The following is an 11988-nucleotide window of genomic DNA, read 5'->3' as shown; positions in this document are numbered from 1 at the left end:
GCATCAACCAGCGCCGCCGCTCGAGTTCAGCCACGGCGCGTGAAACCTTGGTCTTGTGCATAGCCGATTGCTCGCCGAGTTCGGTCGCAGTCATCGTTCCATGCTGCCCCAGCCCCGAAAGGGTGCGCCATTCCGGCCGCGTCAGGCCATGGCTGTCCTTGTATATCCTCGAAAATTCGCGGCTGACGGCGTCGGCAAGCCGGTAGAGCCGGTAGGGCAGGAAGTTTTCCAGATTGAGAATTTCAGCCGCGTCGGACGCTTCGCTCCTGATCGCCATTTTTCAAAGCCGCCATTGATGGTTACATTTTCGATGGTTACAAATGAAACCAGTTTGGTCAATTGAGATCCATTCCGGGAGGAAGCAATGGCCTTTTCCTATATGCCGGGCTTCGGCAACGATTTTGAGACCGAGACGCTGCCCGGCTCGTTGCCGCAGGGACGGAATTCGCCGCAGCGGCCGGCCTACGGCCTCTATGCCGAGCAGCTTTCAGGCTCGCCCTTCACCGCGCCGCGCGGCACCAATGAGCGGTCCTGGCTCTACCGCATCCGGCCGAGCGTCAAGCACACCGGCCGCTTCAAGGCGGCGAGCTATCCCTTGTGGAAGAGTGCGCCCAATGTCGGCGATCATGAACTGGCGCTCGGCCAGTATCGCTGGAACCCGGTGCCGATGCCGAAGGAGCCGACCGATTTCATCGCCGGTATGCGCAGCATCACAACCGCTGGCGACGTGCTCGGGCAGACCGGCATGGCGGCGCATGTCTATGTCGCCAACACCTCGATGGCGGACGATCATTTTTTCAATGCCGACGGCGAGTTGCTGGTCGTGCCGCAAGTCGGCGCATTGCGCTTCGTCACCGAGATGGGCGTCATTGAGCTGCGGCCCGGCGAGATCGCCGTGCTGCCACGCGGTCTGGTCTTCAAGGTCGAGCTGGTCGACGCCGAAGTGCGCGGCTACGTCTGCGAGAACTACGGCGCCAAGTTGACGCTGCCCGATCGCGGCCCGATCGGCGCCAATTGCCTGGCCAACCCACGCGATTTCAAGACGCCTTGCGCCTGGTTCGAGGAGAAGGAAACGCCGTGCCGGCTGATCGTGAAATGGTGCGGCAATTTCCATGTCACCGAGATCGGCCATTCGCCGCTCGATGTCGTTGCCTGGCACGGCAACTATGCGCCCTACAAATATGATCTGGCGACCTTTTCACCGGTCGGAGCGCTTTTGTTCGACCATCCCGATCCGTCGATCTTCACCGTGTTAACGGCACCAAGCGGCGAGGAGGGCACGGCCAACATCGACTTCGTCATCTTCCCGCCGCGCTGGCTGGTGGCCGAAGATACCTTCCGGCCGCCCTGGTACCACCGCAACATCATGAGCGAGTTCATGGGCCTGATCCACGGCCAGTACGACGCCAAGGAAGAAGGTTTCGTGCCTGGCGGCATCAGCCTGCACAATCTGATGCTGGCCCATGGGCCGGATGCGCCTGGCTTTGAAAAGGCCTCGCGCGCGGAGCTGAAACCGGTCAAGCTCGACAACACCATGGCCTTCATGTTCGAGACCCGATTTCCGCAGATGCTGACCCGCTACGGCGCCGAGCTCGAAACCCGGCAGGACAACTACATCGACTGCTGGGCCGACCTGAAGAAGCGTTTCAACGGCACGCCCGAGGGCGACTGGTCTTGATCACCGAGCCAATGCCGGATCGGCTGGTGCTTTTGGGCTCGAAGGGTGGCCCGGCATTGCGGCCGGGTGGTCCATGGCCGAGTTCGTCGCTGCTGCAGATCGGCGGCCGCAGCATCGTCGTCGACTGCGGCCTTGGCGTGACGCGTGGTCTGGTCGATGCCGGCATCAGCCTGAAGTCGCTCGACCTGATCTTCATCACGCATCTGCACTCCGACCATGTGCTTGAACTGGGGCCGCTGATCCACACCGCCTGGACGGCGGGCCTCGCGACGCCCGTCGGCGTGTTCGGTCCGCCCGGCACCGGTCATTACTGGCGGCGCTTTTGCCAGGCGATGGAGTTCGACATCGAGATCCGCATCGTTGACGAAGGCCGGCCGGATATTCGCGATCTGGTGTCGATCAGCGAATTCGGCGAAGGCCAGGTGGTCGCGCAGGGCGGCTTGACGGTTTCGGCGCTGCGCGTCGAGCATCCGCCGGTGACCGATTGTTTTGCGCTTCGCTTCGAGCATGGCGCCAAAAGCGTGGTGTTCTCCGGCGACACGGCCTTTTATCCGCCGCTCGCCGATTTTGCCCGAGGCGCCGACATCCTCGTCCACGAAGCCATGCTGGAAGAAGGCATCGAGCGACTGGTGGCCAGGACCGGCAATGGTGCGCGGCTCAGAGAGCATCTGCTCGCCAGCCACAGCTTTGCCGAAGAGGCCGGCAGCATCGCAAGCGATGCCGGCGTGAAGAGATTGGTGCTCAACCACCTCATTCCGGCCGACGATTCTTTGATAGGCGAGGCCGACTGGACTGCCGCCGTCAGGAAAACTTGGAACGGCGACTTGACGATCGCCCGCGACGGTCTTGTTGTGGGCTTAAGCAGCGCCAAAGCTGCAGCAGGAGAGGAAACCGCATGAAGCTTGCCACATTGAAGGACGGGACGCGCGACGGGAAACTCGTCGTCGTCTCGCGCGACCTGACACGCTTCACCGACGCCTCGTTCCTGGTTCGCACGCTGCAGGCGGCGCTCGACGACTGGCGGCGCATCGCCCCGCATCTCGCGACAATAGCGGAATCGCTTGAGAACAATGCGATGCCGGCGGAGCGCTTCCACGAACATGACGCCCATTCGCCGCTGCCGCGTGCCTATCAATGGGCCGATGGCTCGGCTTACGTGAACCATGTCGAGCTGGTGCGCAAAGCGCGCGGCGCCGAGATGCCGGCGAGCTTCTGGACCGACCCGCTGATCTACCAGGGCGGCTCGGATTCTTTCATTCCGCCACGTGATCCGATCCGCACGGCTGACGAAGCCTTCGGCATCGACATGGAGGGCGAGGTCGCTGTCATCGTCGACGACGTGCCGATGGGTGCAAGCCTCGAAGAAGCAAAGGCAGCGATCCGACTGGTCATGCTGGTCAACGACGTTACGTTGCGCGCGCTCACCGGACCGGAACTGGCCAAAGGTTTCGGTTTTTTCCAATCAAAGCCGTCCTCGGCGTTTTCGCCGGTCGCTGTGACGCCGGACGAACTGGGTGATGCCTGGGACGGCGGCAAGGTCAGCCTGCCGCTGCTTGCCGATCTCAACGGCAAGCCGTTCGGCCGCGCCAATGCCGGTATCGACATGACCTTCGACTTTCCGGCGCTGATCGTTCATGCAGCAAGGACACGGCCATTGGCCGCCGGCACGATCATCGGTTCCGGCACCGTCTCCAACAAGCTCGACGGCGGGCCGGGCAAGCCTGTCTCGGCCGGCGGCGCCGGCTATTCCTGCATCGCCGAACTGCGCATGATCGAGACCATTGTGTCAGGCGAACCCAAAACGCCATTCCTGCGCTTCGGCGACACGGTGCGCATCGAGATGAAGGACAAGGCTGGGCATTCGATCTTCGGTGCCATCGAACAGAAGGTCGAGAAATACGAGAGGTAAGGGCATGACGGGGGTCTATCTGCTGGCCGGTGTCTGGGCACTCGCCATACTGGCGGTCTTCATCCAGGCGATCCGGCTGAGCTATCGCATAGAGGCGCGCTCGCCTGACCTGACCAACCGCAGCGGCTTTCCGCGCAAGGCGATGATGTTCCACACCATCACCAACATGGACGTCGCGCGGGACGCGGAAACGCAGAGCATGCGTCGGCGTATGAACTGGTTGCTGCTGATCGTTCTTGCTGGATTTGTCGTTATGTGGGCGGGCTTGTATCTGTCGCGGTCAACCGGATGACGTGATGAGCCTGCCCGACTACCCGCGCAGCATGGCCGGCAACAATCTCTGGTCGAACGACCGACTCTACCGCGCGGTATTGTCTCTTCAGCCCGGCGAAAGAGGTCAAGCGGCTGGGCTTGGGCGATCAGGCCAATACGACGTCATAGGCTGAAAATTGCCGATCCGCGGAGATCAACGTCAGGCCTTCAATTTGGGTCTGCGCAATAAGCAGGCGGTCGAAGGGATCGCGGTGGTGAAGCGGCAGATGTTCAAGTCTCGCCGCGTGTAGTTCGTTTACGCCGAGAATCGGAATCCCGTTCGATCGCAGGAGGTCCACGATGTCGCCTGTGAGCGTCACTTTGCCGAGCGATTTCTTGATGGCGATCTCGGCCACCGAGACGGCGCTGACGATCACATCCTTGCCTGTGAGAAAGATATCGCGCCGAAAGACGTGAATCGGCGTTGAGTACCCAAAGCAGAATATGGGTATCGACCAGATATCTGCGGCTCATTTAATATACTCGTCCCATTCGGGACCGAGTTCATCAAAATCATCCGATATCCAAATCTGGCCTTTCAGGGCGCCAAGCAAGCCTTTGCTCCCACCAGCCCGAACGGGAGCGCTCAAGGTTGCGACAACCTCTCCATGTCTGGTCAGATGGATCTCTTCGCCAGCCTGGGCACGTTTCACCAATTCGGAAAGCTGAGCCTTCGCTTTTGCCATGGGGATATTCATAGACGACCTCTTATGACCAGAATTTAGGTCATAATTGGCCGGGCCGCAAGTGAGTTCGATGGCTATTCCGCCGCCTGAACCTTGATCACGCCACGCTTGATCTGGTCCTGCTCGATCGATTCGAACAGCGCGCGGAAATTGCCTTCGCCAAAACCTTCGTCGCCCTTCCTCTGGATGAACTCGAAGAAGATCGGCCCGATCACGGTTTTCGAGAATATCTGCAGCAGGATCTTGGTCGTGCCGCCGTCGACGACGCCTTCGCCATCGATCAGGATGCCGTGCTTCTTCATCCGCTCGATCGGTTCGTCATGGCCGTTCACGCGGTCATACGACATGTCGTAGTAGGTTTCAGGCGGGCCGGGCATGAACTTCAGCCCGTTCTCGGCCAGTCTGTCGGTGGCCTCGTAGATTTCGTCGGTGCCGACGGCGATGTGCTGGATGCCTTCGCCATTGTACTTCTTCAGGTACTCGGCGATCTGGCTGGTCTCGTCCTTGGACTCGTTGAGCGGAATGCGGATCTTGCCGCAGGGCGAGGTGATGGCGCGGCTGACCAAGCCGGTGATCTTGCCGTCGATGTCGAAGAAATGGATCTGCTTGAAGCCGAACAGGTTGCGGTAGAAATCCCACCATTTGTCCATCTGGCCGCGATAGACATTGTGGGTCAGGTGATCGAGATAGTAGAAGCCGACGCCTTCCGGCCGCGGGTCGCGCGCACCCAGCCACTCGAACTCGGCATCATAGGCCGAACCCTTCTTGCCGTAGGTCTCGATGAAATAGAGCAGCGAGCCGCCAATGCCCACGATCGCCGGCACGTCCAGCGCCTTGTCGGCGCCTTCGTAAGGTGTGGCACCCTTGGCGACCGCATGGTGGAAGGCGTGTTTGGCATCGACCACCCGCCATGCCATCGAAGCCGCGCAGGGGCCGTGCCTGTCGACGAATTTCATCGCATGCGAGCCGGGCTCGGCGTTGACGACATAGTTGATGTCGCCCTGCCGCCAGATGGTGAGGTCTTTCGTGCGGTGCTTGGCCACCGCGATATAGCCCATGCGGGTGAACAGCTCAGCCAGCTTTTGCGGCTCCGGATGCGCGAATTCGACGAACTCGAACCCATCGGTGCCGGCCGGGTTGTCCTTGCTGATCCTGGCGGGCGGGGCGTCGTGCGGGAAGGGACCCATAATATTCCTCCGAAAGCTGGCCTGGCCTGAAAAGGCGATTTGACACGATGATAACGCGGAGGAGGCGCACGGTGCTTGCATTCAAACGCTTGAAATGATGATGTCATGCGTGAAGCGTGCATGATGTAAGGGAAAGCCATGGATGAGGCGCGCATTGACCAGTTCGACCGCAAGATAATGGCACTGTTGCAGGGTGATGCGCGGCTGACCAACAACGATCTTTCGGAGCGGGTGAACCTGTCGGCGTCGCAATGCTCGCGCCGCCGTCAGCGGCTGGAGGAGGACGGCTTCATCAGGGGCTATCGCGCCGTTCTCGACCGCGACAAGCTCGGTTTTTCCCTGGTCAACGTCATTTCGGTCACGCTCGCCACCCACAATCGCGACAATGCAAGGCGCTTCGGCGAACTGGTGGCGCGGCTGCCCGAAGTGCAGGAAGCGCACGCGCTGACCGGCGAGATGGACTACATCCTGAAAGTGGTGACGCCGGATCTCAAATCATTGTCGGAATTCGTCAACGGCGTGCTACTGCCGCACGAATCCGTGCAGCATGTGAAAACGGCGATCGTGCTGGAGACGCTGAAGGAAACCGGCGCGCTGCCGATTTAATCTGAGCGGATATCATTGATACGTCGGCAGGCCAGAGGGGGTGTGAAGGATCGCCAGCCTAATGACGGAAGGGCCGTTCAACCCTTCGACTGCTGGATCAGTCCATAGAGATTGGTGCAGCGGGCGCCGGAACGGCAATAGGCGAAGACCGGGCCGTCGAGTTCCTCGAGCGCTTCGGCCTGATCCTCGACATTCTCGGCCGTGATCTGGCCGCTGATCACCGGAATGTAGCGGAAGGCGAGGCCTGCGGCTTCGACCGCTGCCCCGACGGTGTCGGCAGAAGGCTGGCCCGGCTGTTCGTCATCGGGCCGGTTGCAGATCACACTCTTGAAGCCAGCTTCCCTGATGGCGGCGACGTCTTCGGGCTGGATCTGGCCCGAGACCGAATAGTCCTCGCTGATTTCGCGGTATTCCATGGCAGCATCCTCGCAAACTGGTCAGGTGGCAGTCTTGCCACTCCCCGACATGGGCGGCAATCCGTGCCGAAGGATTTCTCTGCCAAATAGCCATTGCGTGCCAGAAAATCCAACCGGGCCGATGCGGCCCGGCTGGACAATCCTTCAAACTCAGCTGCCGAGAATAGCGCCTTTGATCTGACGGATGTTGTTGTGCATCATGTCGATATAGGTCGCGGCCGGGCCGTCGGGCTGCGACAGCGCGTCCGAATAGAGCGTGCCGCCGACTTTGATGCCGGTTTCGCTGGCGATTTGCTCGATCAGGCGCGGGTTGGTGATGTTCTCGACGAAGATCGCAGCCGCCTTGTCCTGCTTCACCTGATTGACCAGCTTGGCAACGTCTGCGGCGGATGGTTCGGAGTCGGTCGAGACCCCTTGCGGGGCGAGGAAGGTCAGGCCGTATGCATGTTCGAAATAGCCGAAGGCGTCGTGCGAGGTGATGACGACGCGCTTGCTCTCTGGGATCGAGGCAATTGCCGCTTTCACTTCACCTTCGACCGCATCAAGCTTCTTGGTGTAGGCGGCGGCATTGGTCTGATAGCTGACGCAGCCTTCCGAATCGGCCGCGCAGAAAGCCTCGGCGATGTTCTTCACATAGATCCTGGCGTTGGCAATCGACTGGAATGCGTGGGGATCGGTGACCGTCTTGCCGCCGCCGGTGCCGGCACCTTCGGCCGCGTCGGCATCGGCGAATTCAGGCTTGAAATCGATCGGCGTCACGCCCTTGGTCAAGGTGATGATCGAGGCCTTGGTGGCACTGGCATCGACCAGCCGCTGCAGAAAACCTTCGAAATGCAGGCCGTTGACCAGCACGATGTCGGCCTTGGCCATGGCCACCGCATCGGCCGGGCTCGGCTCGTAGACATGGGCATCGCCATCCGGCCCGACGATGGTGGTGACATCGATGCGGTCGCCGCCGACATTTTTGGCGAAATCGGCAATGACGGTGAAGCTGGCGACCACTTTCAGCGGGGCCGCGAAGGCCGACGATGCGCCAAAGGCGGTTAATGTTATAACGCTCATCGCCAGGGCGGCATGGATGGATTTCAGCATAGAGGGGTCTCCTTCTAGGGGCGGGGATCAGGCCGTTCTGTGACGGTGATGGATGATGCGCGCGCGCAGGATGCCGCGCGTGCCAAACAGGATCGAGGCGAAATAGACGACGCCGGCCGACAGGATGATGGCCGGGCCGGATGGCAGCGAGGCGTGATAGGACAAAAGCAGCCCGGCGACGCAGGATGCGAAGCCGATCAGTACGGCCAGCACGCACATCGGCTCGACGCGAACCGTCCAGAAGCGGGCGGCCGCGGCCGGCAGCATCATCAGCCCAACCGATAGAAGCGTGCCGAGCGCCTGGAAGCCGCCGACGAGGTTGAGTACGACAAGGCCGAGGAAGATGAAATGCACCGGGCTGCCGAGCCGGCTGACCGAGCGCAGGAACAGCGGGTCGAGGCATTCGGCGACCAGCGCCCGCCAGAAGATGGCGAGGCTGACCAGCGTCACCGCGACGATGCCGCCGATCAGCGTCAGGGCCTCGTCATTGAGCGCCAGCACGGTGCCGAACAGCACATGCATGAGATCGACGCTGGAACCGCGGATCGACACCATCAGCACGCCGATGGCGAGCGAAATCAGGTAGAAAGCCGCCATCGAGGCGTCTTCGCGCTGGATGGTGAAACGCGAGACGGCGCCGGCGCCGAGCGCGACGATGACGCCGGCGATCAGGCCGCCGATGGTCATCGGCAGGATTTCCAGCCCATAGAACAGGAAGCCGGCGGCTGCACCGGGCAGGATTGCGTGCGCCATGGCGTCGCCCGACAGGCTCATGCGCCGCAGCATAAGGAAGACGCCGATCGGGCAGGCGCCGAGCGACAGCATCAGCGAGCCGATCAACGCCCGCTGCATGAAGGCGAAATCGGCGAAGGGCGCGATGACTAGGCCGTAAAGCATGTCCATCAAGCAGCCCTCGGTCCGACGCCATGTTGGTGATCGTGATCGTGGCCATGGTGATCGTGACCATGAGCGTCCTCGCCCGGCTCGCACCAGGGTGCATTTTCTTCCCAGGCCTCGTGAAAACGGCGGGCGCGCAACAGATTTTCAGGCTTCAGCGTTTCCCGGGTTTCGCCCCAGGCGATCGGCTGGCGGGCCAGAAGCAGCGTTTCGGGGAAATTCTGCCGCACCAGATCCAGATCGTGGACGACGACCATGATGGTGCGTTCCTCGCCATGCCAGTGCTTGATCAGCGCAATGAGGTCGCCGACCGTCTTGGCGTCGACGGCGTTGAAGGGTTCGTCGAGCAGGATGAGGTCGGCGTCCTGCAGCAGGACACGGGCAAACAGCGTGCGCTGCAGTTGGCCGCCCGACAGCGTGTCGATCGGCCGCTTTTCAAAACCGCCGAGGCCCACCGCCATCAGCGCCTTGCTGACGTCATCGCGATCTTCCCTAGTGTAGCGGCCAAGCAGGCCGCGCCGTGGCCACAGGCCGAGCGAAACCAGATCCACCACCCGCGCCGGAAAGGACCGGTCGAGCTCCGATTGCTGCGGCAGATAGGCGGCACGTACACCGGGTGCGCGGACAACCTCGCCGGCCATCGGCTTCAGGACGCCGACAATACCTTTCATCAGCGTCGATTTGCCGGAGCCGTTGGCGCCGACCACAGCGGTCAGCGAGCCCTTGCGGATGGTGCCGTCGAGATGATGGATCGCCGGATGGCTGCCGTAGCCAAGCGTCAGGTCGCGGAATGTCAGGCAGGTATTTGTCATTCTGCGATCCGTAGGCGGCGAAATCCGGCTGCTGGCAGCGGCCGATTGGATATGTGATGTTATTACATTAGTCAACAAGCCAATCCGGCGGAATTGCGGCGGCAGGGTCAACTTGCCGTGTGTGCGTATCATATGCCGTTGGCCCAAGGGGATTCGACCTGGCGACCTTGCCCCAAGCCGGTCGCGACTCTAAAGAAGCGCAACCGCCACAGGAAGGAACCATCCAATGAGCATTCGTCGCATCGATGTCGGCCCGCGCATGAGCCAGATCGTCATCCATGGCAATACCGTCTATCTGGCTGGTCAGGTCGGCCAGCCAACCGGCAATGTCGCTTCGCAGACCAGGGACATCCTGGCGGCTGTCGACGAATTGCTGGCCAAGGCTGGCTCCGACAAGACCAAGATCCTGCAGGCGATCATCTGGCTGGCCGACATGAGCACCTTTGCCGAGATGAACGCGGAATGGGACAAGTGGGTGCCGCAGGGCAACACGCCAGCCCGCGCCACCGGCGAAGCAAAGCTCGCCGCCCCGGAATATCTGGTCGAGATTATTATTACCGCTGCGATTTGAGGCGTTGAAGCTGCCAATCTCCCCCCACGTGGGGGGAGATCAGCCTCACCCCTGCGGCCTGAACCTCGCCACCAGCGTGTGGCTCTCGGCCGCGTAGGTGAAGCGCACATGGGTGACCGGGTGCTCGGCGCTCCACGTCCGTCGCTCGACCACCAAGCAGGGCGCACCGGTTTCTATATCGAGTGCAGCCGCGATATGCCTGTCGGCGGCGACAGCGCGAATCCGGTGCTCGGCTTCGCTCCACGGCACGCGGCCAATCAGCCATGGTCCTGGTGCGGTGGCCACGAATTCCTCGTCCGCTGCCTCGGGCACGGCGGTGAGATTGATCAGCCGCTGTTCATGCGCGAACGGCCGCTCGCCGGCGAAATGACCGCACTCCAGCGCCAGCACCGGTCCGGCCACGCCGAGTTCCAGCAGCGCGCGATCCCCGGCGCTGCTGCGCCTTTTGTGTCGGGCGACGCGCTCGTAGCGATAGGGCAGGCCGAGCGCTTCGACCTCGATGCGGATATCGTGGATTTCCAGCACCGCGGCCTGCGACTGCGGCCGGCGCACAAAGCTGCCTGAGCGGCGGCGGCGCTCGATCAGTCCGGCCTTGGCAAGCTGCGACAGCGCCTTGTTCACCGTCATGCGCGAGCAATTGTATTGCACGCTCAACTCATGCTCGAACGGGATGCGATGACCGGGCGCCCAGGCGCCGGACAGGATTTTCTCGCTGATGTCGGAGAGGATGCGCTGGTGCAGCGAGCCGCCGCCTTCCGCCTCCACTGTACCGGCCATGCTCATGCCGAAAGCGCCGTCATCACGTTGCGAAAACGCTCAGCGATGGCCTCTCGCTTCACATGCCTGCCGCCGCTGACCTGTTTGCGGCCATGCACCCAGACGCAGTCGACCTTGCTGCCATTGGCGAAGATCCAGGCGTCGAGGATCGCGTCGCCACTCTTGCCGGCCAGCGAGGGATTTTTGGGATCGAGCGAGACAAGATCGGCGGATGCGCCGGCGGCGATCGCGGAAGCACCGGCGCCAAGCGCGACGCTGCCACCGTCGAGCGCGGCGTCGAACAGTGCGCGGCCGGTCGAGCCGCCTGCGACCGCCAGCACATTGCGGGCGCGGTGGGCGAGGCGCTGCGAATATTCGAGCTGGCGCAACTCGTCGGGCAGGCCGATGAGCACATTGGAATCGGAGCCGACGCCATAGCGGCCGCCATGTTCCCTGAACAGCGGCGCGGCAAAAGTGCCGTCACCGAGATTGGCCTCGGTGATCGGGCATAGGCCGGCGATGGCACCGCTTTTGGCCATGGCAACGGTTTCAGCATCGGTCATGTGGGTGGCGTGGATCAGGCACCAGCGCTTGTCGACTTTGGCATTGGCCAGCAGAAATTCGACCGGCCGCGCGCCCGACCAGGCAAGGCAATCCTCGACTTCTTTCACCTGCTCGGCAATGTGGATGTGGATAGGCCCGTCCGGCGCCAGGGCAGTCACGTCAATCAGTTCTTCCGGTGTCGCGGCGCGAAGGCTGTGCGGAGCGACGCCGACAACAGCCTGATCCAACGCGCGAACCGATTCGCGGCATTTCTCAACAAGCCGCGAGAATCGATTCACATCGTTGATGAATCGCCGCTGGCCTTCGTTTGGTGCGGCACCGCCGAAAGACGAGTGCGCATAAAACACCGGCAAAAGCGTCAGGCCGATGCCTGCCTCGCCGGCCGCGGCCGCAATGCGCTCGGCCATCTCGGCGAGGTTGGCGTAGGGTTTTCCATCGCGGTCGTGATGCAGATAGTGAAATTCGCCGACGCGGGAAAAACCGGCCTCCAGCATCTCGACAT

The 11988-nt window shown here is 62.1% G+C and carries 16 protein-coding genes and 1 pseudogene; 7 read left to right on the top strand and 10 right to left on the bottom strand.

What is annotated here, in order from left to right; all coding sequences use genetic code 11:
• Nucleotides 1–277 (bottom strand): helix-turn-helix domain-containing protein (locus tag ENZ75_RS06835; RefSeq protein ID WP_128277985.1); only part of this gene is annotated, 277 nt, incomplete at its 3' end.
• Nucleotides 278–364: 87 nt separating this feature from the next.
• Here ENZ75_RS06835 and hmgA point away from each other — a divergent pair.
• The 5 genes and pseudogenes from hmgA to ENZ75_RS35000 form a co-directional block, all read left to right on the top strand.
• Nucleotides 365–1678 (top strand): homogentisate 1,2-dioxygenase, encoded by a 1314-nt coding sequence (hmgA, locus tag ENZ75_RS06830; protein WP_024505602.1) that lies wholly within the window; start codon nucleotides 365–367, stop codon nucleotides 1676–1678.
• 11 nt (nucleotides 1679–1689) lie between these two features.
• Entirely contained in the window at nucleotides 1690–2577 is an 888-nt protein-coding gene (locus tag ENZ75_RS06825; RefSeq protein WP_032899759.1) for an MBL fold metallo-hydrolase, read from the top strand.
• Entirely contained in the window at nucleotides 2574–3587 is a 1014-nt protein-coding gene (locus ENZ75_RS06820) for a fumarylacetoacetate hydrolase family protein (RefSeq protein WP_063167737.1), read from the top strand. The genes ENZ75_RS06825 and ENZ75_RS06820 overlap by 4 nt, the downstream gene beginning before the upstream one ends.
• A gap of 4 nt (nucleotides 3588–3591) precedes the next feature.
• The gene (locus ENZ75_RS06815) at nucleotides 3592–3879 is read left to right on the top strand and encodes a hypothetical protein (protein WP_063167738.1); all 288 of its coding nucleotides are present in this window, start codon (nucleotides 3592–3594) and stop codon (nucleotides 3877–3879) included.
• 4 nt (nucleotides 3880–3883) lie between these two features.
• Nucleotides 3884–3979, top strand: a pseudogene (locus ENZ75_RS35000) (damage-inducible protein DinB); the annotation flags it as partial.
• A 27-nt stretch (nucleotides 3980–4006) separates the two neighbouring features.
• Here the strand turns inward: ENZ75_RS35000 and ENZ75_RS06805 are convergent.
• The 3 genes from ENZ75_RS06805 to hppD all read right to left on the bottom strand — a co-directional run bounded on the left by ENZ75_RS06805 (nucleotide 4007) and on the right by hppD (nucleotide 5772).
• Complete coding sequence (locus ENZ75_RS06805; RefSeq protein ID WP_244514291.1) at nucleotides 4007–4276, bottom strand: type II toxin-antitoxin system VapC family toxin; 270 nt, start codon at nucleotides 4274–4276, stop codon at nucleotides 4007–4009.
• Between the two features lie 93 nt (nucleotides 4277–4369).
• Nucleotides 4370–4597, bottom strand: coding sequence for a type II toxin-antitoxin system prevent-host-death family antitoxin (locus ENZ75_RS06800; protein ID WP_013532313.1), 228 nt, complete (start codon nucleotides 4595–4597; stop codon nucleotides 4370–4372).
• A gap of 62 nt (nucleotides 4598–4659) precedes the next feature.
• Nucleotides 4660–5772, bottom strand: a complete 1113-nt coding sequence (gene hppD, locus ENZ75_RS06795; protein WP_063167739.1) for a 4-hydroxyphenylpyruvate dioxygenase — start codon at nucleotides 5770–5772, stop codon at nucleotides 4660–4662.
• 138 nt (nucleotides 5773–5910) lie between these two features.
• Here hppD and ENZ75_RS06790 point away from each other — a divergent pair, with 138 nt between their 5' ends.
• Entirely contained in the window at nucleotides 5911–6378 is a 468-nt protein-coding gene (locus ENZ75_RS06790; RefSeq protein ID WP_013532311.1) for an Lrp/AsnC family transcriptional regulator, read from the top strand.
• A 77-nt stretch (nucleotides 6379–6455) separates the two neighbouring features.
• Here the strand turns inward: ENZ75_RS06790 and ENZ75_RS06785 are convergent, their stop codons facing one another.
• The 4 genes from ENZ75_RS06785 to aztA form a co-directional block, all read right to left on the bottom strand.
• Nucleotides 6456–6794 (bottom strand): TIGR01244 family sulfur transferase, encoded by a 339-nt coding sequence (locus ENZ75_RS06785; protein ID WP_063167740.1) that lies wholly within the window; start codon nucleotides 6792–6794, stop codon nucleotides 6456–6458.
• A 150-nt stretch (nucleotides 6795–6944) separates the two neighbouring features.
• The gene (gene aztC, locus ENZ75_RS06780; RefSeq protein WP_013532309.1) at nucleotides 6945–7886 is read right to left on the bottom strand and encodes a zinc ABC transporter substrate-binding protein AztC; all 942 of its coding nucleotides are present in this window, start codon (nucleotides 7884–7886) and stop codon (nucleotides 6945–6947) included.
• A 27-nt stretch (nucleotides 7887–7913) separates the two neighbouring features.
• On the bottom strand, nucleotides 7914–8789 hold the full coding sequence (gene aztB / locus ENZ75_RS06775; protein WP_013532308.1) for a zinc ABC transporter permease AztB: 876 nt from the start codon (nucleotides 8787–8789) through the stop codon (nucleotides 7914–7916).
• Complete coding sequence (gene aztA / locus ENZ75_RS06770) at nucleotides 8789–9595, bottom strand: zinc ABC transporter ATP-binding protein AztA (RefSeq protein WP_063167741.1); 807 nt, start codon at nucleotides 9593–9595, stop codon at nucleotides 8789–8791. The genes aztB and aztA overlap by 1 nt, the downstream gene beginning before the upstream one ends.
• A 226-nt stretch (nucleotides 9596–9821) precedes the next feature.
• Here aztA and ENZ75_RS06765 point away from each other — a divergent pair, with 226 nt between their 5' ends.
• Nucleotides 9822–10166 (top strand): RidA family protein, encoded by a 345-nt coding sequence (locus ENZ75_RS06765; protein WP_013532306.1) that lies wholly within the window; start codon nucleotides 9822–9824, stop codon nucleotides 10164–10166.
• A 45-nt stretch (nucleotides 10167–10211) separates the two neighbouring features.
• On the opposite strand, the gene hutC is transcribed toward ENZ75_RS06765, so the two are convergent.
• A complete protein-coding gene (gene hutC / locus ENZ75_RS06760; protein ID WP_082826433.1) occupies nucleotides 10212–10949 on the bottom strand; it encodes a histidine utilization repressor in 738 nt (245 codons plus the stop codon).
• The coding region (gene hutF / locus ENZ75_RS06755) for a formimidoylglutamate deiminase (RefSeq protein ID WP_128277983.1) at nucleotides 10946–11988 on the bottom strand (1043 nt) is incomplete at its 5' end. The genes hutF and hutC, both read right to left, overlap by 4 nt.

The sequence above is a fragment of the Mesorhizobium sp. M7A.F.Ca.CA.002.04.1.1 genome, assembly GCF_004022805.1.
Lineage (GTDB): Bacteria > Pseudomonadota > Alphaproteobacteria > Rhizobiales > Rhizobiaceae > Mesorhizobium > Mesorhizobium ciceri.
This window is presented reverse-complemented; position numbering and strand designations above follow the sequence as displayed.